This window comes from Pantoea sp. UBA7232, from assembly GCF_002473195.1.
In the GTDB taxonomy this organism is placed as follows: domain Bacteria; phylum Pseudomonadota; class Gammaproteobacteria; order Enterobacterales; family Enterobacteriaceae; genus Pantoea; species Pantoea eucrina.
In genome coordinates, this window is record NZ_DKTK01000011.1 from 54,632 (window position 1) to 80,399 (window position 25,768).

A 25,768-nucleotide genomic window follows, 5' to 3' on the forward strand; every position below is an offset into this window, starting at 1 on the left:
TTACTGAGCAAATAGCAGGCAGACGATATTTCAGCCAGTTAAATGTTCGTTTTGCAGCATAGTTCACGCCGTAGTCAGCGTTTGTGCGATACGCCTCACGCATCTGGCTGTCCGGACAGGGCTGAAATGTTATGATGATGAGTATTCGTGCGTGAAACCTTCTGTTTCACCCTAACTGATTAAAGGCTAAGCATATGATTATCGTTACCGGCGGCGCTGGCATGATTGGCAGCAACATCGTTAAAGCGCTTAACGATCGCGGTCATAGCGACATTCTGGTCGTGGATAACCTGAAAGATGGCACCAAATTCGTCAATCTGGCGGATCTGGATATCGCTGATTATATGGATAAAGAGGAGTTTCTCTCTTACATCATGTCAGGCGAAGATCTGGGGCCGATTGAAGCGGTATTCCATCAAGGTGCCTGTTCCGCCACCACCGAGTGGGATGGCAAGTACATGATGGATAACAACTATCAGTACTCTAAAGATCTGCTGCATTTCTGCCTTGAGCGCGAGATCCCGTTTCTCTACGCCTCCTCTGCCGCGACCTATGGTGGCCGCAATGAGAACTTTATCGAAGAACGTCAGTATGAAGAGCCGCTGAACGTCTACGGCTATTCAAAAATGCTGTTCGATCACTACGTGCGTCAGATTCTGCCTGAAGCGGATTCGCCGGTGTGCGGTTTCCGCTATTTCAATGTGTATGGTCCGCGCGAAGGGCACAAAGGCAGTATGGCCAGCGTGGCGTTTCATCTGAATACGCAAATCAGCAACGGCGAGAACCCTAAGCTGTTTGAAGGCAGCGACAGCTTCCGCCGTGATTTTATCCATGTAGATGATGTTGTGGCTGTAAACCTGTGGTGCTGGGAGAACGGCGTATCCGGTATCTATAACTGCGGCACCGGACGCGCGGAATCGTTCCAGGAAGTGGCTGATGCCGTGCTTAAATTCCATCAGCAGGGCCAGATTGAGTACATTCCTTTCCCGGATAAACTCAAAGGACGCTATCAGGCATTTACCCAGGCCGATCTGACAAAACTGCGTGAGGCGGGCTATGACAAGCCATTTAAAACTGTCGCACAGGGCGTGGGCGAGTATATGGCCTGGCTGAATCGCAACGCATAAGGACACCCGCATCAGCGATGAAAATTCTGGTTATTGGCCCTTCCTGGGTCGGCGATATGATGATGTCGCAAAGTCTCTATCGCACTCTCAAGGTGGCGCATCCTGATGCGGTCATTGATGTGATGGCACCCGCGTGGTGCCGCCCGCTGCTGTCACGCATGCCGGAAGTGAATCAGGCGCTGGCGATGCCGCTGGGGCACGGCGCGCTGGCGTTGGGCGAACGCCGTCGTCTCGGCAAAACCCTGCAGGCCAGCGGTTACGATCGCGCTTATGTATTGCCGAACTCGTTTAAATCGGCGCTGGTCCCCTTTTTCGCCGGCATACCGCGCCGCACCGGCTGGCGCGGTGAAATGCGTTACGGCGTGCTCAATGATGTGCGGGTACTGGACAAAGCGGCGTTTCCGCTAATGGTAGAGCGCTATGTTGCCCTGGCGTATGACACGCCGGTAACCTCCGCTCAGCAGCTGCCACAGCCGCTGCTATGGCCGCAGCTGCGCGTAGAGGACGACGAAAAGCGCATGACGGCTGCGCAGTTTGGCCTCTCCACCGATCGTCCGGTTATCGGCTTTTGTCCGGGAGCAGAGTTTGGACCGGCGAAACGCTGGCCGCATTATCACTATGCTGCCCTGGCGGAACAGCTGATCGCAGAAGGCTACCAGGTCGTGCTGTTTGGCTCAGCCAAAGATCGCGACACCGGCGAGTCGATTCTGCAGGCGCTGCCTGAGCCGTTGCGTGCGCACGGCAAAAATCTGGCGGGTGAGACGCAGCTGGAGCAGGCCGTGATCCTGCTCGCCCACTGTCGCGCCGTGGTCAGCAACGATTCCGGTCTGATGCACATTGCGGCAGCGCTCAACCGGCCGCTGGTCGCGCTGTATGGCCCGAGCAGCCCGGATTTCACGCCGCCGCTTTCCCGTCAGGCCCGCGTTATCCGGCTAATCAGCGGCTATCACAAAGTGCGTAAAGGCGATGCCGCTGAGGGTTATCATCAGAGCCTGATCGACATTACCCCTGCGCGCGTGCATCAGACCCTGAGCGCGCTGCTACAGCCGGCGCAGGAGCAGACATGCACGTTTTAATCGTTAAAACCTCTTCGATGGGAGATGTTCTCCATACGCTACCCGCGCTTACTGACGCCATGCAGGCGCTGCCAGGTATCCGCTTTGACTGGGTGGTAGAAGAGAATTTTGCTCAGATCCCCGGCTGGCATCCTGCTGTAGATAAAGTCCTGCCGGTTGCAATCCGTCGCTGGCGCAAACACTGGTTTGGCAGTCAGCAGCGCGAAGAGCGCGTCGCGTTTAAGCGCAATTTGCAGTCGCGCCAGTATGATGTGGTTATTGACGCACAGGGCCTGATTAAAAGCGCAGCCCTGGTGACGCGTCTGGCAACCGGCACGAAGCATGGTCTGGACAGCCGCAGCGCGCGTGAGCCTTTTGCGAGCTGGTGGTACGACAGGCGCCATGAGGTCAGCAAGCAGCAGCACGCCGTTGAGCGCACGCGTGAGCTGTTTGCGAAAAGTCTGGGCTATGAAAAGCCTGCCACCCAGGGCGATTACGCCATCGCGGCACATTTTCTGACCCCCCGGATCGAAGCAGCCCCCTCCTGGCTGGTGTTTCTGCACGCCACAACCCGCGACAATAAACACTGGCCGGAAGCGCACTGGCGTGAGCTGATCAGGCTGCTGCAGCCCACCGGCCTGCAAATCAGGCTGCCGTGGGGTGCAATACATGAACAGCAGCGTGCACAGCGGCTGGCAGAGGGCTTTTCCCATGTAGAAGTCCTGCCAAAACTGACGCTGGAGCAGGTGGCGCAGCAGCTGGCAGGCGCGCGCGCAGTGGTCTCCGTCGACACCGGGCTCAGCCATCTGACCGCCGCGCTGGACAGACCCAATATTACGCTGTTCGGTCCCACCGATCCGGGTCTGATTGGCGGTTACGGCAGAAACCAGCATGCGCTGCGCCCGGTTCAGGGTGACAGCATGGCAGATATCATGCCGGATACGGTGCTGGAGACATTAAAGCAGGTGCTGGCATGAAGAAACTGCACATTATCAACTTAGGTAAAATGGGCGGCGTTGAGCGGCTGTTCCTTCAGTACATTAATGATGTCTCTGACGGAAGCGATGACGTCATCTGCATCAGCAATCAGATCGACCCGGATATTTTGCAGCAGATGCCCCGGCAGCACGTTACCTTCGCTAACCGGCTGTTTTCGCGCTTTCGTCTGAAAAGCCCGCAGTTTCTGCGCAAGCACCTGCTGCAAAAACGCGTAAATGCCAGTAATGCCGATATGATTATCGTCTGGGATCTGGTTCCCCGGCTTACCGCTAAACCCCGCAAGGCAAAACTGGTTTATTACGATCACGGCTGTTCATGGCGTTATCCAAAGAACGGCAAGACGCTTGCGTTTATGGCCATGCTGGATGGGGTTATTTCCGCTTCCCGGGCGTCGTCCAGAGTAATGCAGCACCGCTTCAATCTGCCCTGCCTGCATAAAGTCGTAATTAACCGTCTCGTTACGCCTCAGGGAATAGATCCTGCAGTGCGGCAGCTTAGCCAGCCAGTCAGAATCGGAACGGCATCACGTCAGGTGGGTCTGAAGGGGATCTCCGTTTCGCTACTGATGATGAAAGAGCTGTTAACGCGCGGGCACAATGTCACGCTTGAAATTGCCGGCAAAGGCCCTGACCGTGAAGCATTTGAAGATTTAGCGCAGCGGCTTGGCATAGCAGAGCGTGTCAGGTTCAGTGGTTTTCAGCATAATATTGCCGAATTTTTCAATCGCGTTGATATTTACATGAGCACGCCGGTGACCGAGCCTTTTGGGCTCTCATGTATGGAAGCACTCTATTTTGGCGTACCTGTAATTTTTCCTTTTGTCGACGGGCAGCCTGAAGTGATTGCAGACAAAATTTGCGGCGTCGGCTTAGCACCAAAAGTCTCTTTGAGTGAACATCAGCAGCTTACGGGAATTGATGTCAATTTCCCTTATCAGGTGTATGACCCGATAAAAGATGACATGACAGAACCGATGCTGCTTTCTCATATCGATTGTGCTGATGCGTTTGAATTTCTGATACAAAAAGAGAACTATCAGACATACAGTGAAAACGCTAAAAGCTGGACTATGAAGCACTTTGACTATGCGTATTTCAGACATGAAATAGAGAGTTCCTTAACCGAGATTGCGAATACAAAAAATGCAAATCAGTAATTACCTGGCAAGGCGTGAAGCTCCTCACTCAGCAATAAGTACCCTGATATTTTTTGGATGCGCAACTGCGCTGCTTACAGCGCCCTTTGGTGGCAGCTTTGGCCGCAACGTATTTTATATAACCAGCTATATTGCTTTTATTACCCTGGCTACCCATGCCTTATATTACGCTAAATTGCGAATAAATATCGCTTTGCCTGTAGCTATGTTACTGGTAGGTATCGCCAGTATCATCTGGACCGCGGTCTATAAGCAGCCTGGTGACTTTATCAGCCTCTATCGCCAGTATCAGTCAACGGGCCGCTTGCAGATATCGGGCGCACTTATTCTTTTCTTTGTTTTAAATGATAAAAGCGATTTGCGCCAAAAAGCCATCCTTGCCGCACTGCTGACTGGCCTGGCGGTTAATGCCTATGCCATCTATCAGGGCGTCTGGCTGCATCTGCGCCGCGTTGAGCTGAACTTTGATCGGGCCACCATGGCTGCCTATATCATCAGTGCTGTTAATTTATTGTTTCTCAAATCAATTTTGTTGCAGAAAAACAAACTTAAGCTTTTCCTTTTTCCTGCAGCCTTTTTGTTTAGTTATCTTGCCATTATTCTGACCGGCACGCGTGCGGCAATGCTTCTTTTTCCCGTAATGGCCCTGATACTCGTCTTATTTTCAAAAAATGTTATCAGCAGAAGATATAAAATCGCGCTTTTTGTCATTATTCCAGCGCTGTTTATCGCCGGCTCGCTGATATTCAAAGAAAAGATTGCTAATCGCATCGACGAGTTTCAGCAAAATATTGCAGATATGCATAAAAACCGCGGTGAAAACTCAGTTGTCTCCCGCCTGAGCATGCAGATTATTGCTCTGCAAACCGGCATCGAGTCACCTGCGGGCCAGTCAGCCGAACAGCGGGCTCTGCTGGCCAGAAAGATCATTCAGCAGCAGCCACAACTCTATGGCGCCTTACCCTACCTGACGGTTCATATGCATAACGAAGTGCTGGAAACCTTTTCGATAAAGGGTATCGCCGGCGCGCTGGCACTGGTGAACTTCTATATTATGCTGCTGGTTTATGCATTCAGGCGCGGCGGCAATGCGCTTTTACTGACGCTGGCGCTGGCATTGATCGGTTATGGGTTAAGTGATGTGATTTTCTTTAGTACAGAATGTACACTGATCTACTGCCTCACTATTATATTTGCTTTCTCCATGATGAAAGGCCCGCATCATCAGGAAAAAAATCAATGACGAAATCGACCCCGCCTGTTTTAAGCATCATTATCCCCTGCTTTAATGCGGGGGAGTTTATTATTCCCTGCCTGCAATCGCTGTTTGCGCAACTTGAATCTGACATTGAGGTCATCATTATTGATGATGGTTCAACAGATAACTCAGTCAGCGTGATAGGAAATTTTTTGCAGGCACAACAGCACCAGGCAGTTCGGTTTCTGCAGCAGAAGAACTGTGGGATTGCTGATACCCGCAATACCGGCATGCAGCAGGCTCAGGGAAAGTTTGTCACATTTATTGATGCAGACGATATTATCAGCAGACACTATATTGCGGTTATCAGGCCGCTGCTGCTGGCTGATAATGATGATTTAATCGACTTTAACTATCAGCGTTTTGAACATCAGCCGCCTGATGAGACGGAAAAAGTCGATGTAAAACATATCGCCTATGACTTTCAGACTCTGGGGATAAATTGCCTTGAACCCCTGTTCCAAAAATCGATGTGGCATCTGTGGAACCGGATTTACCGCCGCGCTCTGCTGAGTGGTGAAAGTTTCGCATCAGGCAGGCGCTACGAAGATGTTATCTTTACGCCTTTCCTCTATTTCAGGACAGATAAGATTACGCATCTGGACAATACGCTCTATTTTTACCGCGATAACAAAAGCGGTATTACGCGCAATGTCAGAAAAAGCGATATCGATGATCTGACCTTTGCCATGCAGAAAATGCTTGCCTGGGCAAAAGATAAAGATAATTCTCGTCAGCGTCTGGCATCCTATATGCTGATGGACTGCTTTAAAGAAATAAAGAGTATGTCGAAAATCATCTACGGCTATTACTATTATGAACGCTCTGCCATCACGCTGTTCCGCGCAGCGGCAATAATCTGCAAGGGCAACTGCAGGACAAAAAAATATCTGCAGCTGCGCTTTCCTCAGGTCGATACACTCTTCTCATACCTGAAGAGCCGGTTCAGAAAGCGCAAATCTGAAACGCATCAGCGTGCATGAGCTTTTTTATGCAAGGCATACTCTGTCAGCGTCATTCCCTGTACACGCGGCTGAAGCCAGATAAACAGCTGCTCCAGATCGTCGTACAGCCTGTCGATGTCCGCCTCCGTTTTAAACGTGGGACTGCCGTCTGGCATGAATTCAGAGGAGTGCAGCATAAACTCGATGTAATCACTGCCCTGATCGAGCGTCTGCGCAGCAACCTTTTTCATTTCATTCAGGTTGCCGCCGGTCGGGCGCAGCCAGTTAACTGAGGGACCACGCGGCTTGCCACGCAGCTGATTCCACGCCTTTTTAAACTGGTTGGTCATCACGCCATAGCGATACTGAATGCTCATGGGCAACTCCAGCAGCGAACTGTTACCCGGCTTTGAGATATCGCTGGTGTCTATATAGTAAGCGCGATCGGGGAAATGACTATAGTCGGTTCCTCCGCTCCCCTGCGGGGCGCCGGATGAATTACGCCAGTTGACCCGGGGCGTCACGGAGCAGTCAACCAGATAACCGTTATCGATTAAAGCCTGCGCATAAACTTCGTTAAAGGCCCAGCGACCGGCGCGATGACTGGTCATTTTTTGCTGAAATGCATCCTCCAGCAACGCCGTCATAAAGGCGACCTTATCGCGTAAAACGAACTCAGGATACTCAATCAGATAGGGTTGATAACGCCAGTCATCCTGCGTCAGTTTATATTCCGGCGGGCTATACCAGGCGTGAAGATGCATACCGATCTCCCCCTGTCCGCGGGCCAGTAGATCCTGTCCGAACTCTACATAGGCAGGATCGCTCGCCATCTCGTAATTCGTCAGCCAGGTGGGTTTGAAGCCATACTTTTCGCACAGCCTCTGAAAGCGGGGCAGGAAGCTGACATTATGCGTTGTCACCTTTCCGCTGCGGTTGCGCCACAGGTTATCGCCTTCCGTATCCAGGGTAATCAAAAAGGCAGGCTTTTCCATAACTTGTCCGGTATATTTCACTGTTATCATCACTATGGTACGCACCGCCTGTGGCAGGCGCAAACTTTTCCAGCGCCGCTGGCCGGGTCAGGGAGCAGCGCTCTGATTAAACCAGAATAGCGTGAATAAAAAGCAGGGCGGATTTATCTTTAGCTGCTTACCGCGCGCAGTTATGGCAGACTTTTTACAGCATTCGTTCATTTGCCGATAAACGTACTCATATCGGAAAGATAATAGATCAGTTTCACCACCAGGCTGACAGGCAGGCAGAGGTAGATAATTTGTCGAAACGCATTTTAATGGTGATCGATGGTTTGCCCGGCGGCGGCGCCGAAAAAGTCGTCTTAACGCTGGCTGAGGGTTTTATTTCCCTGGGACATCGTGTCTCGATTTTCTCTCTGCGAAAAATATGCGATTACCCTATCCCTGCAGGCGTGGATTATCAGGTGGTGTGCGATCACAGCGTCCGCCCGTGGCGAAAAATGACAGAAACCGTACGCCGTGCGCGCTTGCTGGATGAGGCGGTACGCCAGAGTGAAGCGCTGAACGGCAAGTTCAGTTTAATCTTTTCCCACTTACACAAAACCGATCGCATTGTCAGGCGAGCCCGATCGCTTGATTCAGCTAAAACCTGGTACTGCCTGCACGGCGTCTTTTCTGCCTCCTATCTGGGACGTAAAACAGGTTTTTCCCGCTGGTTAAAGCAGCTAAAAATACGTTATGTCTATCAGGGGCGTCAGCTGGTCGGCGTGTCGCAATATGTTATCGATGATCTGATAAAGAATGTCGGCGTCAGGCCACGCCTGACCCGCGTTATTTTCAATCCTTTCGACTTCGATCGGCTCGACGAGATGGCGGCCGGGCCCTGCCCGCTGGCCGGCCAGAATTACCTTGTCCACGTAGGACGCATTCATGAGGCGAAACGTCAGGACCGCTTGCTTGAGGCCTATGCACGCAGCGGCATAATGGCTCCCCTGGTGTTGCTGGGTCAGGGCAGCGCGAAACTCCTGGAGGCGTTACGCCAGCAGGCACGGGACCTGGGAATTTCAGAGCGCGTCTGCTTCGAAGGCTTTCAGCAAAACCCCTATCCGTGGATCCGCCATGCTCAGATGCTGGTTATGAGTTCAGATAGCGAAGGGTTTGGCAACGTGCTGGTTGAGGCTTTACACTGCGGCACGGCGGTGGTCAGTACACGCTGCCCCGGTGGCCCGGCTGAGATCCTGACCGGCCCGCTCTCCCGCTGTCTGGCCGATCTGAACGCCGCGTCGCTGGCAGAAAAAATGCGCGATGTGTATGCCAGCCCCCCCGATTTGCAGCACCTCGATTTGAGCATTTATAGTCTGGCTACTATTTGTCAGCAATATCTGCAGCTGGATCCTGTAACAGAAACATCATTTTCAACGGCACGCCATGTTTCGAATTAAGAAATCCCCGGTGGGATGCGGCCAGAATATGGGGATAATTGCTTGACCTACATTATTATATTTATCATTTTTTGCCCGATTAAATGGGTAATGAAGCTGTTCCGGACGCGTAGCGGAAAAAACCTGGTCATTCAGACCGCCAAAATTGGCGATTTTATTAATATCACTCCGCTGCTCACGCACCTCGGGAAAAGCGATGCGCTGCTGAGCAGAAGCGTTGCGCCGCTCGCCAGCAATGACGCTACCCTTGAACACATCTGGTATATCGAAGAGTATCGTTCTGGCCTGCTGAAAAAGCTCAGGTTAGTCTGGCATCTGCTCAATCGCTACGACAACGTTTATCTGCTGCACCCGACCAACCTGAATCTGTTTATTGCCGCCTGCTGCAATGCGGATAATAAGCAGTTTCTGTCCAGCTATCGCCGCAAGGGATATCAGAACCTCTTCTATTACACCGCAAGCGGCGAAGTGCAGCATGAAAAAAATACGCTGACGCTGGAAAACTATCTGAAGCTGGCCGATCGCTCTTTCACCAAAGAGAGCTACCCCAAACACGCGACGCTGCCGCTATGGCAGCCTGCTTCCCTGCCCGCAGAGATGACAGCGTGCGCGGGAACGCGTATCGGTATCAGTGTGACCGCCGGTAATCAGGCCAAAACCATTCCGCCAGCTATCTGGCAGCGTTTGTTTGACCACCTGAGCGATCTTCACTGCACCTTTTTTGCTTTTGGTGCGCCAAATGAACAATCGCGCGTTCAGGAGCTATTCAAAACAGCCGGGCATCGCGACAACCTGATCAGTCTGGTGGGGAAAGTGTCGCTGGAAGCGCTGCCGGCCGTTATCGGCGAAATGGATTTTTATATCGCCTCCGATTCCGGCAATGTGTACATCGCTGATGCACAGCAGGTACCGGTGATTCTGATTTATGGTCCCTGCTGCGTAGAAGAGCAGAGGCCGCTGGGCGATGTACTGCTGATTGGTCCTGACCATATCGCGCCCTCTTCTTTTGTATTTGATGCGCAATATAAATTCGCGCATCCGGTTGAACAGCTTTTCAACCTGGATCAGCGTAAGCTGAGTGATATCCACGATTTTATTCGCACCCGACAGCAGCAGCGTCTGGCGCGCCGAAACAATGAAATGACCTCATGACAGCCCAGCCAGAACATTCCACGCCATTACTCAGCCTTATCATCCCGATGTTTAATGCCGGCACTGAGTTTGCTGCCTGCCTTCAGGCGCTGTTAGCCCAGACGCTGACCGACCTTGAGATCATCATCGTCGATGATGGCTCAACTGACGGCTCCGGCGAGCAGGCAGACGCTTACGCTGCGCGCTATCCGCATATCCGTGTGATCCATCAGGCCAACGGCGGCGTGTCACGGGCGCGAAATGCCGGCCTGACGATCGCGCGCGGTAAGTACGTCAGCTTTCCCGACGCCGATGACACCATGGATGCAGCGATGTATCAGACGCTGACGGAGATGGCAGAGCGTGATGGACTTGACGCAGCACAGTGCAACGCCGAGTGGTATTTCAAAGCGAGCCAGCGTACCAGACCGCTTATTCCTCACGATCGTCTCACCAGCACCGCTGTGCTGAGCGGACCTGAGTGGCTGAACACCGCGCTCAAAACGCGGCGTTACATGCATGTTGTCTGGCTCGGCATCTATCGCCGTGAGCTGATTACGCGTTGCAATCTGCTGTTTGAGCCGGGACTGCATCATCAGGATATTCCCTGGACCACGGAATTTATGTTTAACGCCACGCGCGTGCGCTATACCGATCGCGTGCTCTATCGCTACTACATGCATGACGCTTCCATCAGCAACCGTAAACGCACCGGCCAGCGCAACGTAGAGTATCAGCGCCACTATCTGAAAATTGCCCGGATGCTGGAAGAGCTGAACCAGCGTTATCGCCGTCATATCCGCATTTATCCGGCATTTCACTACCAGATCACGCATGAAGCGCTCAGCGTCTGTCACGCTATCCGGCGCGAGCCTGAAGCGGAAGCGCGGCAGGCGATGCTGGCGGATCTGTTCAGTACAGGGACGCATAAACGTATGCTGCGCAATGCGCGCGGCCTGAAACAGTGGTATCAGCTGCTGCTGTGGCTGAGCCGCATTTATCGCTGGCGCCAGAAATAAGCACCACTGCTCGCTTTAACCCCTTTCGGGTTTGCCCTACAATCGGCTCACTGAATCCTGAGATCAATAAGTATGGCAAGCCCGATTCCAGCCCGGTTCACACCACAATCTATTTTAGTGATCAAACTGCGCCATCATGGTGACATGCTGCTGACAACGCCTGTCATCAATGCGCTGCGCGCGCGTTATCCTGATGCACATATCGATGTGCTGCTCTATAAAGAAACCCGGCCGATGCTGGAAGCGCATCCGGCAATTCGCCAGCTGCATATTATCGATCGCAGCTGGAAAAAAGAGGGCAGCCTGCAGAAACTGCGCCATGAACTGGCGCTGCTCTCCGCCGTTCGCGCCTGCCGCTACGATCTGGTGATCAACCTCGCCGACCAGTGGCGCAGCGCCATTATTACCGGCCTGTCAGGTGCTGCGGTGCGCATCGGCTTTGCCTATCGCAAACGCGACAACGCCCTCTGGCGCTGGTGCCACAATCAGCGCGTCCCTACCACCCGGCATCATCAGCTGCATACGGTTGAACAGAATATGAGCGCGCTGGCTCCGCTCGGAATCGACGTAACAAATGCAGTCGCGTCGATGCATTTCAGCGAAGCCGATCGGCAGAAAGTAGATGTTTTGCTGGCGCAGCAGCAGATCGCCGGGCCGTTTATTGTGCTGCAGCCTACGTCGCGCTGGGTATTTAAATGCTGGGACGATGAAAAGATGGCGCAGCTGATCACGGCGCTCTCTGATGAAGGGCATACCCTGGTGCTGACGGCAGCGCCGGATAAAAAAGAGCTGGCGATGATAACGCATATTCAGTCGCTCTGCTCCGCCTCACGCGTGGTATCCCTTGCCGGCCAGCTGTCGCTGCCGCAGCTGGCCGCGCTAATCGACGCGGCGCAGCTCTTTATTGGTGTCGACTCTGCGCCGATGCATATGGCCGCGGCGCTGGATACGCCCTGCCTGGCACTGTTCGGACCGACAAAGCTGCAGCACTGGCGCCCGTGGGGCAATAATAACCGGGTGATCTGGGCAGGTGATTATGCACCGCTGCCGTCGCCCGACTCGATCGACACCCGCACGGAGCAGCGCTATCTTTCCGCGATTCCGGTCGCCGATGTGCTGACCGCCGCAAGGAGCTATTTGCATGAATAAAATACGTCTGGCTATCGTCCGGCAGAAATATCGCCCGGACGGCGGGGCCGAACGCTTTATTTCACGCGCGCTGGAAGCGCTGGATAGCGAGCAGCTGGATCTCAATATCATTACCCGCAGCTGGCAGGGCACGCCCAATCCCGCCTGGCATCTGCATATCTGCAACCCGGCAAAGTTTGGCCGTATCTCCCGCGAACGCGGTTTTGCACGTGCAGCGCGCGCCTGCTGGGAGCGGGAGCAGTTTGACCTTGTTCAGAGTCACGAGCGCATCGCCGGGTGCGATATTTTTCGTGCCGGCGACGGCGTGCATCGGGTCTGGTTAGAGCAGCGGGCGCGCATTGTTTCCCCGTGGCAGCGTCTGAGCGCAGCGCTCAGCCCGTACCATCGCTATGTGCTGCAGGCTGAAGCGGAGATGTTTAACGACCCGTCACTCAAAGCGGTGATCTGCAACTCTGAGATGGTGAAGCGGGATATCCTGCGCCATTTCACGCTGGATGCCGGCAATATTCACGTGATCCACAATGCCATTGACAGCAAACGCTTTCAGCCCGCGACATCCAGCCTGCGCCATGCGGCGCGCCATCAGCTGCGGCTGCCGCAGGACGCACACGTGATGATCTACGTCGGCTCCGGGTTTGAGCGCAAGGGGCTGAAAGCAGCAATTGAAGCGGTGGCGCAAACCGATCGCTATCTGATTGTGGTCGGTCAGGATAAACAGCTGTCGCGCTATCAGCAGCTGGCAAACCAGCTTAACTGTCTTGACCGCCTGCGCTTTGCCGGCGTTCAGCAGGATGTGCAGCCGTTCTATCACGCCGCCGATGCGCTGCTGCTGCCAACGCTGTACGATCCGTTTCCGAATGTGGTTCTGGAAGCCATGGCCTGCGGACTGGCGGTGATCACCAGCACTGGCTGCGGCGGAGCCGAGTTTATCCGCCAGGGTGAAGAGGGCTTTGTCTGCGACGCGCTGGATATTCGCGCGTTAAAAGAGGCCGTGCTGGCGGTGCCTGCCCTGTCAGATGACAACCGTATGGGCGCCGCCGCCCGCCGCCGGGTGGAACCTTACGGGCCTGAGCGGCTGGCAGATGCGCTGACCTCGCTCTACCAGCGCGTGCTGAGCCAGCGCTGACGAAGTGATGTGAGCAGGCGGTGAATTTCTGATAGTATGCCGCCTTTCTCCGGTTTTTTGACGCGAATATGTCGTAACGATAACTATGACGACCCTGTATACCGCCCTGCTCTATCTGATTCAGCCATTTATCTGGCTGCGCCTGTGGCTGCGCGGTCGCAAAGCGCCGGCCTACCGTAAACGCTGGGCTGAGCGATATGGCTACTGCACCGGCAAGGTTGAGCCGCACGGTATCGTGCTGCATTCAGTATCGGTAGGTGAAACGCTGGCTGCAGTACCGCTGGTGCGGGCGCTGCGCCATCGCTATCCGTCACTGCCCATCACCGTGACCACCATGACGCCCACCGGCTCAGAGCGCGCGCAGTCGGCATTTGGTAAAGATGTGCACCATGTTTACCTGCCGTACGATCTGCCCGGTGCCATTAACCGGTTTCTGGATACGGTTGATCCGCGTCTGGTGATCATCATGGAAACCGAGCTGTGGCCAAATATCATTCGCATCCTGCACCAGCGCGAGATTCCGCTGGTCATCGCCAACGCCCGTCTCTCTGAGCGTTCCGCCCGCGGCTATAAAAAGCTGGGTGGCTTTATGCGCGATCTGCTGCAGAGCATCACGCTTATCGCGGCGCAGAACAGCGAAGATGGCGACCGCTTTCTCAGCCTGGGCCTGAAACGGTCGCACCTGGCGGTCACCGGCAGCCTGAAATTTGATATCTCCGTTACGCCAGAGCTGGCGGCCAGAGCCGTTACGCTGCGGCGTCAGTGGGCATCGCGCCGTCCGGTGTGGATTGCCACCAGCACTCACGAAGGTGAAGAGGCCATCGTGCTGGATGCCCACCGCCAGCTGCTGCAGCAGTTTCCCGATCTGCTGCTGATCCTGGTGCCGCGTCATCCGGAACGCTTTAAGGATGCGTGCCATCTGACGCAAAAACGCGGCTTTACGTTTATGCTGCGCAGCAGCGATGCGGTTCCTTCCGCCGCCACACAGGTCGTGATTGGCGACACCATGGGCGAGCTGATGCTGCTGTATGGCATTGCCGACCTCGCTTTTGTCGGCGGCAGTCTGGTTGAACGCGGCGGTCATAACCCGCTCGAACCTGCTGCTCATGCCATCCCGGTGTTGATGGGGCCGCACACCTGGAACTTCAAAGATATCTGCGCCAAATTGCAGCAGGCAGAGGGGCTGATCACGGTCAGCGACGCCGCTGCGCTGGAGAAAGAGGTCGCCAATCTGCTGCATGATGATGACTATCGTCGCTATTATGGCCGTCACGCCGTTGAGGTTTTGCATCAGAATCAGGGCGCGCTGCAGCGCCTGCTGCAGCTGCTGGAGCCTCATCTGCCACCGCGAGCACACTAATTTATGTCACAACGCCAACGTCTTTCGGTCGTGATGATCGCCCGGAATGAAGCTGAACTTCTGCCTGACGCGCTGGCATCTGTTGCCTGGGCCGATGAAATTATCCTGCTCGATTCGGGCAGCAGTGACGCTACTGCAGAGATTGCCCGGGCGCAGGGCGCGCAGGTGTATGAAGCGCTGCCGTGGGCAGGCTATGGCAAGCAGCGCCAGCGCGCGCAGGCATTCGCTACCGGAGAGATGATCCTGATGCTGGATGCTGACGAGCGCGTGACTCCGGCGCTGCGCCGCTCAATTGAGCAGGTGCTGTGCCAGCCGCCTTCTGCCACGGTTTATAGCCTTAGCCGCAGCAATTTTTTCCTCGGCCGTTTTATGCGTCACAGCGGCTGGTATCCGGATCGCGTGATGCGTCTCTATCCGCGCCATCTCAGCTATAACGACAATCTGGTGCATGAGTCGCTGGAGACGCAGGGCGCGCCCGTGGTGGCGCTGCCTGGCGATCTGGCGCACCTCACCTGCCGCGATCTGATAACGTTTCAGCGTAAGCAGATGAACTATGCCGAAGCCTGGGCGCAGGAGCGCTTTCAGCGCGGCAAGCGCTGCGGCCTGTTCGCCATTTTCTCCCATACGCTGGGGGCGTTTGCTAAAACGCTGCTGCTGCGCGCCGGCTTTCTTGACGGGAAGCAGGGCTGGATCCTGGCAGTGGTTAACGCACAGTACACGTTCAATAAATATGCCGCGCTCTGGGCGCTGCACCATACTTCTGCACAAGGCCGCGTATGAGTACGAAAGCGATATATCCCGGCACGTTTGACCCGATGACGCTCGGACACCTTGATATTGTCACGCGCGCGGCCCGCATGTTTGATCGCCTGGTCGTGGCGATTGCTGCCAGCCCCGGTAAGAAACCGCTGTTTACGCTGGACGAACGCGTCGATTTAGCGCGTCAAGCCACCGCGCATCTGACTAACGTTGAGGTCGTGGGCTTTAATGAGCTGATGGCTGATTTTGCCCGGACGCAGCAGGCGAACGTACTGGTACGCGGCGTGCGGGCGGTGGCTGACTTTGAGTACGAATCACAGCTGGCACAGATGAACCGCCATCTGCTGCCCGCGCTGGAAACGGTGTTTCTGCTGCCGTCGCAGGGCTTCTCATTTGTGTCGTCATCGCTGGTTAAAGAGGTGGCGCGTCACGGCGGTGACGTACAGGCATTCCTGCCTGCCGTCATTCATCAGGCGCTGCTGGCCAGACTGCAGCAGCCGTGATCAGTGCTGGCAGTGCGGACACCAGAAGGTGCTGCGCTGTCCATGCCGGCCGCTGAGGATCGGCGTGCCGCAGGCGCGGCAGGGTTCGCCAGCGCGGCCGTAAACCTGCAGCTGCTGAGCAAAATAGCCAGGCTTTCCGTCGGTCTGTAAAAAATCGCGCAGCGTGGTGCCTCCCTGCTCAATGGAGCGCAGCAGCACCGCTTTTATCGTGTCCACCAGCAGCGTCGCTTCCGCCTCGCTCAGGCTTCCCGCCGCCCGATCCGGCAGTATACCGGCGGTGAACAGCGACTCACTGGCGTAAATATTGCCCACCCCGACCACAATTTTATTGTCCATCAGCCACTGTTTGATGGCGGTACGCTTGCCGCGCGAGCGGGTAAACAGATAGTCACTGCTGAAGGCGTCGCTCAGCGGCTCCGGTCCAAGATGGGCCAGCACGCTGCTGCCCGCCGGATCGGCGCTCCAGAGCCACGCGCCAAAACGTCGCGGATCGGTATAGCGCAGCACTTTGCCGTTACTCATGACCAGATCGACATGGTCATGCTTTTCTGCCGGCTGTTCACCGGGCAGAATGCGCAGGCTGCCGGACATGCCGAGATGAATGATGATCCAGCCATGGGGCAGCTCCAGCAGCAGATACTTTGCCCGCCGCTGCACGCTCAGTACCGGCTGATCGCTCAGCGCGTGTATTTCACTGGAAACCGGCCAGCGCAGGCGCCCATTGCGCACAATAGCGTGCAGAATGGTTTCCCCCACCAGGTGTGGCTCAATACCGCGTCGGCTGGTTTCTACCTCAGGTAATTCAGGCATCGCATCTCCTCAACGTGTTGACATAGCGCACAAACAAAAAACCCGGCCGGAGCCGGGTTTTTCGCAAGAACACCAAAATTACTTAATTTTGGCTTCTTTGTAGATCACGTGCTGACGTACAACCGGATCGAACTTTTTCAGTTCCAGTTTCTCAGGTTTAGTACGCTTGTTCTTCGTGGTGGTATAGAAGTGACCTGTACCAGCAGAGGAAACCAGCTTGATCTTCTCACGAATACCTTTAGCCATGATTCAGTTCCTTAGTACTTCTCACCACGGGCGCGGATTTCGGCCAGAACCGTATCGATGCCCTTTTTATCAATAACACGCATACCTTTAGCAGATACACGCAGAGTAACGAAGCGCTTCTCGCTCTCAACCCAGAAACGGTGAGAGTGCAGGTTCGGCAGGAAACGGCGTTTCGTCGCGTTCATTGCGTGGGAACGGTTGTTACCGGTCACCGGACGCTTTCCAGTTACCTGGCAGACTCGTGACATTTCTATTCTCCAAAAATCAAATCAGCTCGAGCTTTAAAAACATAGGTTTTGGCCGCCTCGTCAGGCCTTAGCCCGCCAGGCGAGTTCCATGTGAACCCGCTAAGCTGGCCCAAACGCCAAACCCGAGATTCTCAAAGGTGGCGTAGTATACGCCGCTCAGCTCAAGTGCTCAAGTCCCGAACAGATAAAGATCCCTCCGGATCGCGCAAAAACGCCGCATTTCTGCCCGATTGAGGCGTAAAACTATAGCCAGCCGCGCTCAGCGAATGAGGTAAACTCGCCGTGACCGATCACCAGATGGTCCAGCAGGCGAATACTCAGCAGCGCGCAGGCCTGGGCAATTTTGGTGGTAATTTCCCGATCGGCACGGCTCGGATCGGCGTGTCCCGAAGGGTGATTGTGCGCCAGAATCACCGCTGCAGCGTTAATTTTCAGCGCTTCCCGCACAATTTCGCGCGGATGAACCTCCACGCTGCTGATTGAGCCGGAAAACATCTTCTGCGCCTGCAATACGCGATGCTGGTTATCAAGAAACAGCACCATGAAAATCTCCCGCTTCTCATGGGCCAGTACGCTTTGCAGATAGTGACGCGTGACCTGCGGATTCTCCATCACATTTTCACGCGCCAGCTGGCTGGCAAAAAAACGCCGTCCCAGCTCGGCTATCGCGTGCAGCTGGGTCAGCTTTGCCCGGCCAACGCCTTTAATCAGGCTCAGTTCTCGCTCGCTGGCGGTCATGATGCAATACAGTGAGCCAAACTCATTGAGCATCTGCCGCGCCAGCGTCATAACGCTGATGCCGCGCGTACCGGTGCGCAGAAAAATCGCCAGCAGCTCGGCATCATCCAGCGACTCTGCGCCCGCCTGTATCAGTTTTTCCCGTGGTGCCAGTTTCTTCATTGCGCTACTCCCTGTGGCGGAGCGTCAGGATGCGCGCTGGCGGTCAGCGATGCCAGTGCTGCATTTCTCTTTTCAGAGATGCCTCGCAAAGGGCACGGTCGGTGAACAGGCGGCCGGGCGGTTTTATGATAAAGTTGGCCTGTCTGCTGCGCCGGGCGCGGCATCATGCGTTAAGTTGAGGCAAACAACATGACTGGATTAGCCGGGAAAAAAATTCTGCTGGGCGTCAGCGGCGGTATCGCTGCCTATAAAGCGCCGGAGCTGGTGCGACGTCTGCGCGATCGCGGCGCCGAGGTGCGCGTAATGATGACCTCCGCAGCCCGCGCCTTTATTACCCCGCTCAGTCTGCAGGCGGTCTCCGGCTACCCGGTGTTTGATGACCTGCTCGATCCCGCTGCCGAAGCCGCAATGGGCCATATTGAGCTGGCGAAATGGGCTGACCTGATTGTACTGGCTCCCGCCTCGGCTGATTTAATCGCCCGCATAACTGCCGGGATGGCTAACGATCTGGTGACTACCGCCTGTCTCGCCAGCGACGCGCCGCTGGCGCTGGTACCGGCGATGAATCAGCAGATGTACCGTGCCGCCATTACGCAGGAGAACCTGCAGCGCCTGCAGCAGCGCGGCGTCATGATCTGGGGACCGGATAGCGGCAGCCAGGCGTGCGGTGACACAGGACCAGGCCGTATGCTCGATCCGCTGGCGATTGTGGCGCATGCGCTTGAGTGGGCCGAGCCAGTCCGCGATCTGCAGCATCTCAGTATCATGATTACCGCGGGTCCGACCCGCGAAGCGCTGGATCCGGTGCGCTATATCAGCAACCACAGCTCAGGCAAAATGGGCTACGCGATAGCCGCCGCCGCGGCCCGGCGCGGTGCGCGCGTCACGCTGGTCTCCGGTCCGGTCACGCTGGCCGCCCCCGCCGGCGTGCAGCGTATCGACGTGACGACCGCGCTGGAGATGCAGGCGGCGGTCATGGCGCAAATCGGCCAGCAGCATATCTTTATTGCCAGTGCCGCCGTGGCGGACTATCGCGCGGCAACCGTTGCAGCTGAAAAAATGAAAAAACAGGGTGACGACGATAACATCACGCTGCAGCTGGTGAAGAATCCGGACATTGTCGCCGGCGTGGCGGCACTGCAGGAGAATCGTCCCTACGTGGTGGGATTTGCCGCCGAAACCCGGAATGTGGAAGAATACGCGCGGCAAAAACGCGTACGGAAAAATCTGGATCTGATTTGCGCTAACGATGTCGCGCAGGCGGGTCAGGGTTTTAACAGCGACACCAATGCGCTTCACCTTTTCTGGCAGGAGGGAGAAAAACGCTTACCGCTCAGCGATAAGTCGCTCCTTGGCCAACAGTTAATAGACGAGATAGTCAGCCGTTATGATGAAAAAAATAGACGTTAAAATTCTTGATGCGCGCGTTGGCAGCGACTTTCCGCTGCCCGCTTACGCCACCTCTGGTTCTGCAGGTCTCGACTTACGCGCCTGCCTTGATGAGGCACTGGAGATCGCGCCAGGTATGACTACCCTGGTACCAACCGGCCTCGCCATCCACATCGCTGACCCGACACTGGCCGCGGTGATCCTGCCGCGCTCCGGCCTGGGCCACAAGCACGGTATCGTGCTTGGTAATCTGGTCGGCCTGATCGATTCTGACTACCAGGGACAGCTTATGGTTTCAGTCTGGAACCGCGGTCAGGAGCACTTTACCCTGCAGCCGGGCGATCGTCTGGCGCAACTGGTGTTTGTGCCGGTGGTACAGGCGGAATTTAACCTGGTCGAAGATTTTGACACCAGCGATCGCGGTGCAGGCGGTTTTGGCCACTCTGGCCGTCAGTAAGTTACCACTCTTCATTTAGCCATCTTGTTAACGCATGTCGCTGCAGGTAATTACCTGTGGCAGACAGGCAGGTATTGCCTGTATTTAATGAATTTCAGGGGTGTTGAAGGTCATGGCAGAGAAAAAAGTCGCGAAAAGGAATCGTCGCGAAGAGATTTTGCAGACGCTGGCGCAGATGCTGGAGTCAGGGGATGGCACCCAGCGAATTACCACCGCCCGGCTGGCCGCTAACGTAGGCGTTTCCGAGGCGGCCCTCTACCGCCACTTCCCCAGTAAAACACGGATGTTTGACAGTCTGATTGAGTTTATCGAAGAGAGTCTGATTACCCGCATCAATCTGATCCTGAATGACGAAAAAGAGACCACGACACGATTGCGTCTGATTGTGCAGCTGATCCTGGGATTTGGTGAGCGTAATCCGGGGCTGACGCGTATTCTGACCGGCCACGCGCTGATGTTTGAACAGGATCGCCTGCAGGGACGTATCAACCAGCTGTTTGAGCGCATTGAAACGCAGATGCGTCAGGTAATGCGCGAAAAGAAAATCCGTGACGGAGAGGGGTTCCGGACAGATGAGGCCCTGCTGGCCAGCCAGCTGCTGGCGTTTTGTGAAGGCCTGCTGTCGCGCTTTGTCCGTTCTGAGTTTCGCTACAGTCCGACCGCGGAGTTTGACAGCCGCTGGCCGCTGATAGCCGCGCAGCTGATTTAACCTCTTGCCTGCCGGGCCAGGCGTGCATCAGCGCGCATGCTGCGGCCGTCACTGATGGCGGCCGCAGCGCGGTTTCAGATACCGTATTCGTTACGGTAAGCGCGTACCTTCGCCAGATGGTCTGCCATCTCCGGCTTCTCAGCCAGATAATCAATCAGATCGCTCAGGGTAATAATGGCGGTAACCGTACAGTGATAGTCGCGCTCGACTTCCTGAATCGCTGATATCTCCCCGCGCCCGCGCTCCTGGCGATCGAGTGAAATCAGGACGCCAGCCAGCGTGGCATGATGCGCGCTGATAATGTCCATCGATTCGCGAATCGCCGTACCGGCGGTGATCACATCATCAACCAGCATCACTTTGCCTTCCAGCGGGCTGCCCACCAGCAAACCGCCTTCACCGTGATCTTTTGCTTCTTTACGGTTAAAGCAGTAGGGCACGTCGCGATCGTGATGGTCGGCCAGCGCCACGGCGGTGGTCGTGGCGATGGGAATACCTTTATACGCCGGGCCAAACAGCAGGTCGAAACTGACACCGCCGTCAACCAGCGCCTGCGCATAGAAACGCCCCAGCAGGGCCAGATCGCGTCCGCTGTTAAACAGGCCGGCATTAAAAAAGTAGGGGCTTTTTCGCCCCGACTTCAGGGTAAACTCACCAAATTTCAGCACCCCTTTATTCAGGGCAAATTCAATAAACTGACGCTGCCAGGCTTTCATCTCTCACTCCTCAAATAAAGAAAAGGCGACCCGGGGGTCGCCTTAGTACATCAACTGGATAGCGCAGCCTTCTGCGCCTGAATCAACTGTTCAATCCCGCCTCGCGCCAGCGCCAGCAGTGTTAATAGCTCCTCGTGGCTGAACGGCTCGCCTTCTGCGGTGCCCTGCACCTCAATCATGCGGCCATCTTCCATCATCACCACGTTCATATCCGTTTCCGCTGCGGAATCTTCAACATACTCCAGATCGCACAGCGCCTCGCTGCCAACGATACCGACGGAGATAGCGGCTACCATGCCTTTCAGCGGGCTACTCTTCAGTTTACCTGCGGCAACCAGCGCATTCAGCGCATCCGCCAGCGCCACGCAGGCGCCGGTAATTGACGCGGTACGCGTGCCGCCGTCCGCCTGAATTACATCGCAATCCAGCGTGATGGTGTATTCACCCAGCGCGGCGAGGTCAACCGCAGCACGCAGCGAGCGGGCAATCAGACGCTGGATCTCCAGCGTACGGCCACCCTGCTTGCCTTTGGCCGCTTCGCGCGCCATGCGGCTGTGAGTTGAACGCGGCAGCATGCCATATTCTGCGGTTACCCAGCCCTGACCTTTACCCTTAAGAAAACGCGGCACGCCTTCCTCGACGGTCGCGGTGCAGAGCACTTTGGTTTCACCAAATTCAACCAGAACCGAGCCTTCGGCGTGTCTGGTGTAGTGACGGGTAAGGGTAACGGGACGCACTTCAGAAGTGCTACGGCCTGCAGGACGCATAGGTTCTCTCCGGCTTGCTTGAGTTTGGCTGCGCATTATACGGACTTCAGCCGCAGCTGTCCCGCGCGCGTGGAGCTGATCGACGATTCTCTTTCTGCTCAGCGGACAGCGGCGCAGACCAGCGTATCGATGCGGGTAGTGGTTTTGGCGTTAAAGCGCGTACGATACCGGTCGCGCGCGCGCTCAATCACGGCAGAAAAGGCGACATCCGGCGGATAGAGCAGCACTACAACCCGGCGCGCTTCTCCCTTTCCTGCGGCGTCATAGCTTGTCAGCGTATCGCCAAAGTGCGGCATCAGCTCCTCACGCAGAAACGGCTGCCATTCCCGCTCCGGCACTGCACTCAGCCACAGCGTGGTCTGCATCATCATCTCTCCGGCACCACACAGCGCCACCGGTGCGTTGTGCTGCGGGATCGGCTGCAGGCGCGCGGGTGCAGTCTGACATCCGGCCAGCAGCAGCAGTGCCACCAGGCTGCAAAAAGACTTATACGGAGTACGAAACAGATCGGACATCATCATCGCCGGGTAATATGCTCGCTCAGGATCAGTAGGCCTGCTCTAAACATAGCAGCGTTTTGCTATCCCTATCCCGCCGCACCGCACGCCGCTATAATGCGCAGAACATTCCCTGAAAGAGTACAAGCTTATGATCCGCAGTATGACCGCTTACGCCCGTCGCGAAGCCAAAGGCAGCTGGGGCAGCGCGACCTGGGAACTGCGCTCGGTGAACCAGCGCTATCTGGAAACCTATATTCGCCTGCCGGAACAGTTCCGCGGCCTGGAGCCGGTGATCCGCGAGCGCACCCGCACCCGCCTGACGCGTGGCAAAATTGAGTGCCATCTGCGTTTTGATGCCGATCCGGGCGCACAGGGCGAGCTGCAACTGAACGAAGCGCTGGCAAAACAGCTGGTGCAGGCTGCCAACTGGGTAAAAATGCAGAGCGATGAGGGTGCCATTAATCCGCTGGATATTCTGCGCTGGCCGGGTGTAATGTCAGCACCGGAGCAGGATCTGGACGCCATTAATGCTGAGTTGCTGACGGCGCTGGATGGCGCGCTGGATGACTTTATCGAAGCGCGTGAAAGTGAAGGTAACGCGCTGAAGAGTCTGATTGAGCAGCGTCTTGCGGGCGTATCGCAGGAAGTCAGCAAAGTACGTGCGCAGATGCCGGACGTGCTGAAATGGCAGCGCGAACGCCTGGTGACCCGGCTGGAAGAGGCAGAAGTTCAGCTGGAGAATAATCGTCTGGAGCAGGAACTGGTCATGATGGCCCAGCGCGTTGACGTGGCGGAGGAGCTGGATCGCCTCGACGCGCATGTTAAAGAGACCTACAACATCCTGAAGAAGAAGGAAGCGGTCGGCCGTCGCCTCGACTTTATGATGCAGGAGTTTAACCGCGAGTCGAACACCTTAGCCTCTAAATCGATCAATGCAGATATCACCGCTTCAGCCATTGAGCTGAAGGTGCTGATTGAGCAGATGCGCGAGCAGATTCAGAACATCGAATAACGTTTCATCTGCCAGCCTCAGTAGCATCTCTGCCTGAGCCCGCAGCAGCGGGTTCAGGCAGCAACCCTTTCGCTAGACTATTTTTTATCTTTTGCAATGTAAGCATTGTGCGTGCAATGATGTACAGCTGTGTCTGCTGCTGACCTGTCCTGACATATCTGCGGTATCTTCAGCATTAATACTGCTATTTTATCTGATTGATTTTACTTAATTAATAGAAAAGTCATCCTTCCTGCAGCCGGTAATGTCCCAGGTTCCATAAATTCCATCAATCCTAAAGATACTAAAGTTAGCAGAATTCCTAAGGCACTATTTGCTAAAGTGCCGGTCGTAATTACTACAGTTGTACCGCACCAGGAACCATGGACCGACTTCTTAGCGCGTTACATTTACTCTACCTATGAAGGTGCTATGAAGAAAACCGGACAGTTTCGCTCCACACTGCTGCATCCCCGTTACTGGTTTACCTGGTTCGGTCTGGCCGTGCTCTGGCTGCTGGTGCAGCTTCCCTATCCCGTTCTGATCCGTCTCGGGGCAACGGCGGGTAAACTCTCGCGCCATTTCCTCAAGCGGCGCGAACGCATCACCCGTCGCAATATTGAACTCTGCTTCCCGCATATTAATGAAGAAGAGAAAGAGGTCATGATTGCCGGCAACTTTGAGTCGCTCGGCATGGCGCTGGCGGAAACCGGTATCGCATGGTTCTGGTCAGATGCGCGGGTTCGTCGTCTGTTTGACGTCAGCGGCATTGCTAACCTGCAGAATGCGCAGAATCAGCAGCGTGGCGTGATGGTTATCGGCGTGCACTTTATGTCGCTGGAGCTGGGCGGCCGCATTACCGGTCTCTGTCAGCCAATGATGGCCATGTATCGTCCGCATAACAATCAGGCGATGGAGTGGGCGCAGACCAGAGGCCGTATGCGTTCCAATAAAGCGATGATTGACCGCCGCGATCTGCGCGGCATGGTGCAGGCGCTGAAGCAGGGCGAAGCCGTCTGGTTTGCACCCGATCAGGATTACGGTCCGAAAGGCAGCGTATTTGCACCGCTGTTTGCAGTAGAGAAAGCCGCTACCACGAACGGTACTTTTGTTCTGTCGCGTCTTGCGCGGCCCGCAATGCTGACGATTGTCCTGATCCGCAATCCGGATAAAACCGGATACCAGCTCATCATTCAGCCGGAACTGGAAGGCTATCCGCATGAAGATGAAGCCGCTGCCGCTGCCTATATGAACAGAGTGATTGAAAAAGAGATCCTGCGCGCGCCGGAGCAGTACCTGTGGCTGCATCGTCGTTTCAAAACGCGTCCGCCAGGTGAAGCCTCTCTTTACGTCTGATCTGCGCAATAACGGTCCGCATGCATTTCCTCTTTCGTGCGGACTGCCGCTCCGGTAATCAGGATCCACCCGCTGGCAGCATCCGCTGCCGGCTGCCCTGCCCCCTCACGTACCAGCCATCCTCCTGCCGGCGGTGCGGCTTCACCGGCCATAGCGCAAAAAACCTCTGCTGCACCACACTTTTTCTGTTGCGTCATAGGCAGCCCGGTCAGCTTCCGATAGGGTGAGTTCATTATGAATGACACTGCCTCAGGAGGCATTATGCTGCCCTCACAGACTCTCACGCTTACCGTGCCGCGTAACTGGCTGGATCTGTATGAAACCATCTGGCAACCCACCTGTTTTGCAAAATGGGTAAGCGACCTGAACGGCGCAACGCTGGTGCAGGAGGGACAATACTGGCGGGCAAAGCGCGGAGAGAATTCGCTGAAACTGCGTTTTACCCCGCATAATCCGTTTGGCGTTATGGACTACTGGACAGATAACGGCAGCGGTAAAGAGCGCTATATGCCGATGCGCGTGATTGCTAATGGCCAGGGAGCTGAACTTGTGGCCGTGCTCTACTGTCAGCCTTTTACTTCCGATGCGCACTTCGTGCAGGAAGTGGCGGCCCTGCGCGCCGACATGGAAAGATTACTTTATCTTTTAACTCACTAAATAGCTGCGCCTAATAC

At 55.5% G+C, this 25,768-nt stretch carries 28 protein-coding genes; 20 read left to right on the forward strand and 8 right to left on the reverse strand.

Annotated elements, in window-relative coordinates; genetic code table 11:
- The first annotated feature begins 194 nt into the window (after positions 1–194).
- The 6 genes from rfaD to B4056_RS11990 are packed head-to-tail and all read left to right on the forward strand — an operon-like array spanning position 195 to position 6,578.
- Positions 195–1,127 carry an ADP-glyceromanno-heptose 6-epimerase gene (gene rfaD, locus B4056_RS11965; RefSeq protein ID WP_039381236.1) on the forward strand — a complete coding sequence of 311 codons (933 nt, stop codon included), beginning with the start codon at positions 195–197 and terminating at the stop codon, positions 1,125–1,127.
- 17 nt (positions 1,128–1,144) lie between these two features.
- The gene (rfaF, locus tag B4056_RS11970) at positions 1,145–2,203 is read left to right on the forward strand and encodes an ADP-heptose--LPS heptosyltransferase RfaF (RefSeq protein WP_071668642.1); all 1,059 of its coding nucleotides are present in this window, start codon (positions 1,145–1,147) and stop codon (positions 2,201–2,203) included.
- Positions 2,191–3,159 (forward strand): lipopolysaccharide heptosyltransferase RfaC, encoded by a 969-nt coding sequence (gene rfaC, locus B4056_RS11975; protein ID WP_104086055.1) that lies wholly within the window; start codon positions 2,191–2,193, stop codon positions 3,157–3,159. The genes rfaF and rfaC overlap by 13 nt, the downstream gene beginning before the upstream one ends.
- Positions 3,156–4,337, forward strand: coding sequence for a glycosyltransferase (locus B4056_RS11980; RefSeq protein ID WP_039381240.1), 1,182 nt, complete (start codon positions 3,156–3,158; stop codon positions 4,335–4,337). Before rfaC ends, B4056_RS11980 begins: the two co-directional genes overlap by 4 nt.
- Complete coding sequence (locus B4056_RS11985) at positions 4,324–5,580, forward strand: O-antigen ligase family protein (RefSeq protein ID WP_288654853.1); 1,257 nt, start codon at positions 4,324–4,326, stop codon at positions 5,578–5,580. Before B4056_RS11980 ends, B4056_RS11985 begins: the two co-directional genes overlap by 14 nt.
- Positions 5,577–6,578: a glycosyltransferase family 2 protein gene (locus B4056_RS11990; protein WP_288654854.1), complete on the forward strand. Its 1,002-nt coding sequence runs from the start codon at positions 5,577–5,579 to the stop codon at positions 6,576–6,578. The genes B4056_RS11985 and B4056_RS11990 overlap by 4 nt, the downstream gene beginning before the upstream one ends.
- Here B4056_RS11990 and B4056_RS11995 read toward each other — a convergent pair.
- Positions 6,566–7,534: a deacetylase gene (locus B4056_RS11995; protein WP_288654856.1), complete on the reverse strand. Its 969-nt coding sequence runs from the start codon at positions 7,532–7,534 to the stop codon at positions 6,566–6,568. The genes B4056_RS11990 and B4056_RS11995 overlap by 13 nt on opposite strands.
- Before the next feature lie 299 nt (positions 7,535–7,833).
- Between B4056_RS11995 and B4056_RS12000 the strand changes: the two genes are divergently transcribed.
- From B4056_RS12000 to coaD, 8 genes are all read left to right on the forward strand, one after another.
- A complete protein-coding gene (locus B4056_RS12000) occupies positions 7,834–8,958 on the forward strand; it encodes a glycosyltransferase (protein ID WP_288654870.1) in 1,125 nt (374 codons plus the stop codon).
- Between the two features lie 42 nt (positions 8,959–9,000).
- The gene (locus B4056_RS12005; RefSeq protein WP_094111638.1) at positions 9,001–10,110 is read left to right on the forward strand and encodes a glycosyltransferase family 9 protein; all 1,110 of its coding nucleotides are present in this window, start codon (positions 9,001–9,003) and stop codon (positions 10,108–10,110) included.
- Complete coding sequence (locus tag B4056_RS12010) at positions 10,107–11,108, forward strand: glycosyltransferase (protein WP_094111639.1); 1,002 nt, start codon at positions 10,107–10,109, stop codon at positions 11,106–11,108. Before B4056_RS12005 ends, B4056_RS12010 begins: the two co-directional genes overlap by 4 nt.
- Before the next feature lie 72 nt (positions 11,109–11,180).
- A complete protein-coding gene (gene rfaQ / locus B4056_RS12015; RefSeq protein ID WP_094111640.1) occupies positions 11,181–12,257 on the forward strand; it encodes a putative lipopolysaccharide heptosyltransferase III in 1,077 nt (358 codons plus the stop codon).
- Positions 12,250–13,383, forward strand: coding sequence for a glycosyltransferase family 4 protein (locus B4056_RS12020; RefSeq protein ID WP_094111641.1), 1,134 nt, complete (start codon positions 12,250–12,252; stop codon positions 13,381–13,383). Before rfaQ ends, B4056_RS12020 begins: the two co-directional genes overlap by 8 nt.
- Before the next feature lie 85 nt (positions 13,384–13,468).
- Complete coding sequence (waaA, locus tag B4056_RS12025) at positions 13,469–14,743, forward strand: lipid IV(A) 3-deoxy-D-manno-octulosonic acid transferase (protein WP_288654859.1); 1,275 nt, start codon at positions 13,469–13,471, stop codon at positions 14,741–14,743.
- 3 nt (positions 14,744–14,746) lie between these two features.
- On the forward strand, positions 14,747–15,523 hold the full coding sequence (locus B4056_RS12030; protein ID WP_071668649.1) for a glycosyltransferase family 2 protein: 777 nt from the start codon (positions 14,747–14,749) through the stop codon (positions 15,521–15,523).
- Positions 15,520–16,005 carry a pantetheine-phosphate adenylyltransferase gene (coaD, locus tag B4056_RS12035; RefSeq protein WP_039381263.1) on the forward strand — a complete coding sequence of 162 codons (486 nt, stop codon included), beginning with the start codon at positions 15,520–15,522 and terminating at the stop codon, positions 16,003–16,005. The genes B4056_RS12030 and coaD overlap by 4 nt, the downstream gene beginning before the upstream one ends.
- Here the strand turns inward: coaD and mutM are convergent, their stop codons facing one another.
- The 4 genes from mutM to radC all read right to left on the reverse strand — a co-directional run bounded on the left by mutM (position 16,006) and on the right by radC (position 18,209).
- Positions 16,006–16,815 carry a bifunctional DNA-formamidopyrimidine glycosylase/DNA-(apurinic or apyrimidinic site) lyase gene (gene mutM, locus B4056_RS12040; protein ID WP_039381267.1) on the reverse strand — a complete coding sequence of 270 codons (810 nt, stop codon included), beginning with the start codon at positions 16,813–16,815 and terminating at the stop codon, positions 16,006–16,008.
- A 78-nt stretch (positions 16,816–16,893) separates the two neighbouring features.
- Positions 16,894–17,061 carry a 50S ribosomal protein L33 gene (gene rpmG, locus B4056_RS12045; RefSeq protein ID WP_001051798.1) on the reverse strand — a complete coding sequence of 56 codons (168 nt, stop codon included), beginning with the start codon at positions 17,059–17,061 and terminating at the stop codon, positions 16,894–16,896.
- Between the two features lie 11 nt (positions 17,062–17,072).
- Positions 17,073–17,309 (reverse strand): 50S ribosomal protein L28, encoded by a 237-nt coding sequence (gene rpmB / locus B4056_RS12050; protein WP_010616494.1) that lies wholly within the window; start codon positions 17,307–17,309, stop codon positions 17,073–17,075.
- 243 nt (positions 17,310–17,552) lie between these two features.
- The gene (radC, locus tag B4056_RS12055) at positions 17,553–18,209 is read right to left on the reverse strand and encodes a RadC family protein (RefSeq protein WP_094111643.1); all 657 of its coding nucleotides are present in this window, start codon (positions 18,207–18,209) and stop codon (positions 17,553–17,555) included.
- 189 nt (positions 18,210–18,398) lie between these two features.
- On the opposite strand from radC, the gene coaBC reads away from it, so the two are divergent.
- The 3 genes from coaBC to slmA all read left to right on the forward strand — a co-directional run bounded on the left by coaBC (position 18,399) and on the right by slmA (position 20,764).
- Positions 18,399–19,619: a bifunctional phosphopantothenoylcysteine decarboxylase/phosphopantothenate--cysteine ligase CoaBC gene (coaBC, locus tag B4056_RS12060; RefSeq protein WP_288654864.1), complete on the forward strand. Its 1,221-nt coding sequence runs from the start codon at positions 18,399–18,401 to the stop codon at positions 19,617–19,619.
- Entirely contained in the window at positions 19,597–20,055 is a 459-nt protein-coding gene (dut, locus tag B4056_RS12065; RefSeq protein ID WP_039381277.1) for a dUTP diphosphatase, read from the forward strand. Before coaBC ends, dut begins: the two co-directional genes overlap by 23 nt.
- Before the next feature lie 112 nt (positions 20,056–20,167).
- Positions 20,168–20,764, forward strand: coding sequence for a nucleoid occlusion factor SlmA (gene slmA, locus B4056_RS12070; protein ID WP_094111963.1), 597 nt, complete (start codon positions 20,168–20,170; stop codon positions 20,762–20,764).
- Between the two features lie 74 nt (positions 20,765–20,838).
- On the opposite strand, the gene pyrE is transcribed toward slmA, so the two are convergent.
- The 3 genes from pyrE to B4056_RS12085 all read right to left on the reverse strand — a co-directional run bounded on the left by pyrE (position 20,839) and on the right by B4056_RS12085 (position 22,762).
- Positions 20,839–21,480, reverse strand: a complete 642-nt coding sequence (gene pyrE, locus B4056_RS12075; RefSeq protein WP_039381285.1) for an orotate phosphoribosyltransferase — start codon at positions 21,478–21,480, stop codon at positions 20,839–20,841.
- 50 nt (positions 21,481–21,530) lie between these two features.
- Complete coding sequence (rph, locus tag B4056_RS12080; protein ID WP_094111962.1) at positions 21,531–22,247, reverse strand: ribonuclease PH; 717 nt, start codon at positions 22,245–22,247, stop codon at positions 21,531–21,533.
- A 98-nt stretch (positions 22,248–22,345) separates the two neighbouring features.
- On the reverse strand, positions 22,346–22,762 hold the full coding sequence (locus B4056_RS12085; RefSeq protein ID WP_158249875.1) for a DUF3574 domain-containing protein: 417 nt from the start codon (positions 22,760–22,762) through the stop codon (positions 22,346–22,348).
- Positions 22,763–22,895: 133 nt separating this feature from the next.
- Between B4056_RS12085 and B4056_RS12090 the strand changes: the two genes are divergently transcribed.
- From B4056_RS12090 to B4056_RS12100, 3 genes are all read left to right on the forward strand, one after another.
- Entirely contained in the window at positions 22,896–23,759 is an 864-nt protein-coding gene (locus B4056_RS12090) for a YicC/YloC family endoribonuclease (protein WP_288654869.1), read from the forward strand.
- 411 nt (positions 23,760–24,170) lie between these two features.
- Positions 24,171–25,094 (forward strand): kdo(2)-lipid IV(A) palmitoleoyltransferase, encoded by a 924-nt coding sequence (gene lpxP / locus B4056_RS12095; RefSeq protein WP_094111960.1) that lies wholly within the window; start codon positions 24,171–24,173, stop codon positions 25,092–25,094.
- A gap of 261 nt (positions 25,095–25,355) precedes the next feature.
- Entirely contained in the window at positions 25,356–25,751 is a 396-nt protein-coding gene (locus B4056_RS12100) for a polyketide cyclase (protein WP_071668653.1), read from the forward strand.
- Positions 25,752–25,768: the final 17 nt, after the last annotated feature.

What these genes read in the sequence shown, in the direction of transcription:
- rfaD (WP_039381236.1), top strand. Translation starts at nt 195, where the DNA reads ATGATTATCGTTACCGGCGGCGCTGGCATGATTGGCAGCAACATCGTT.
- rfaF (WP_071668642.1), top strand. Translation starts at nt 1,145, where the DNA reads ATGAAAATTCTGGTTATTGGCCCTTCCTGGGTCGGCGATATGATGATG.
- rfaC (WP_104086055.1), top strand. Translation starts at nt 2,191, where the DNA reads ATGCACGTTTTAATCGTTAAAACCTCTTCGATGGGAGATGTTCTCCAT.
- B4056_RS11980 (WP_039381240.1), top strand. Translation starts at nt 3,156, where the DNA reads ATGAAGAAACTGCACATTATCAACTTAGGTAAAATGGGCGGCGTTGAG.
- B4056_RS11985 (WP_288654853.1), top strand. Translation starts at nt 4,324, where the DNA reads ATGCAAATCAGTAATTACCTGGCAAGGCGTGAAGCTCCTCACTCAGCA.
- B4056_RS11990 (WP_288654854.1), top strand. Translation starts at nt 5,577, where the DNA reads ATGACGAAATCGACCCCGCCTGTTTTAAGCATCATTATCCCCTGCTTT.
- B4056_RS11995 (WP_288654856.1), bottom strand. Translation starts at nt 7,534, where the DNA reads ATGGAAAAGCCTGCCTTTTTGATTACCCTGGATACGGAAGGCGATAAC.
- B4056_RS12000 (WP_288654870.1), top strand. Translation starts at nt 7,834, where the DNA reads ATGGTGATCGATGGTTTGCCCGGCGGCGGCGCCGAAAAAGTCGTCTTA.
- B4056_RS12010 (WP_094111639.1), top strand. Translation starts at nt 10,107, where the DNA reads ATGACAGCCCAGCCAGAACATTCCACGCCATTACTCAGCCTTATCATC.
- rfaQ (WP_094111640.1), top strand. Translation starts at nt 11,181, where the DNA reads ATGGCAAGCCCGATTCCAGCCCGGTTCACACCACAATCTATTTTAGTG.
- B4056_RS12020 (WP_094111641.1), top strand. Translation starts at nt 12,250, where the DNA reads ATGAATAAAATACGTCTGGCTATCGTCCGGCAGAAATATCGCCCGGAC.
- waaA (WP_288654859.1), top strand. Translation starts at nt 13,469, where the DNA reads ATGACGACCCTGTATACCGCCCTGCTCTATCTGATTCAGCCATTTATC.
- B4056_RS12030 (WP_071668649.1), top strand. Translation starts at nt 14,747, where the DNA reads ATGTCACAACGCCAACGTCTTTCGGTCGTGATGATCGCCCGGAATGAA.
- coaD (WP_039381263.1), top strand. Translation starts at nt 15,520, where the DNA reads ATGAGTACGAAAGCGATATATCCCGGCACGTTTGACCCGATGACGCTC.
- mutM (WP_039381267.1), bottom strand. Translation starts at nt 16,815, where the DNA reads ATGCCTGAATTACCTGAGGTAGAAACCAGCCGACGCGGTATTGAGCCA.
- rpmG (WP_001051798.1), bottom strand. Translation starts at nt 17,061, where the DNA reads ATGGCTAAAGGTATTCGTGAGAAGATCAAGCTGGTTTCCTCTGCTGGT.
- rpmB (WP_010616494.1), bottom strand. Translation starts at nt 17,309, where the DNA reads ATGTCACGAGTCTGCCAGGTAACTGGAAAGCGTCCGGTGACCGGTAAC.
- radC (WP_094111643.1), bottom strand. Translation starts at nt 18,209, where the DNA reads ATGAAGAAACTGGCACCACGGGAAAAACTGATACAGGCGGGCGCAGAG.
- coaBC (WP_288654864.1), top strand. Translation starts at nt 18,399, where the DNA reads ATGACTGGATTAGCCGGGAAAAAAATTCTGCTGGGCGTCAGCGGCGGT.
- dut (WP_039381277.1), top strand. Translation starts at nt 19,597, where the DNA reads ATGATGAAAAAAATAGACGTTAAAATTCTTGATGCGCGCGTTGGCAGC.
- slmA (WP_094111963.1), top strand. Translation starts at nt 20,168, where the DNA reads ATGGCAGAGAAAAAAGTCGCGAAAAGGAATCGTCGCGAAGAGATTTTG.
- pyrE (WP_039381285.1), bottom strand. Translation starts at nt 21,480, where the DNA reads ATGAAAGCCTGGCAGCGTCAGTTTATTGAATTTGCCCTGAATAAAGGG.
- rph (WP_094111962.1), bottom strand. Translation starts at nt 22,247, where the DNA reads ATGCGTCCTGCAGGCCGTAGCACTTCTGAAGTGCGTCCCGTTACCCTT.
- B4056_RS12085 (WP_158249875.1), bottom strand. Translation starts at nt 22,762, where the DNA reads ATGTCCGATCTGTTTCGTACTCCGTATAAGTCTTTTTGCAGCCTGGTG.
- B4056_RS12090 (WP_288654869.1), top strand. Translation starts at nt 22,896, where the DNA reads ATGATCCGCAGTATGACCGCTTACGCCCGTCGCGAAGCCAAAGGCAGC.
- lpxP (WP_094111960.1), top strand. Translation starts at nt 24,171, where the DNA reads ATGAAGAAAACCGGACAGTTTCGCTCCACACTGCTGCATCCCCGTTAC.
- B4056_RS12100 (WP_071668653.1), top strand. Translation starts at nt 25,356, where the DNA reads ATGCTGCCCTCACAGACTCTCACGCTTACCGTGCCGCGTAACTGGCTG.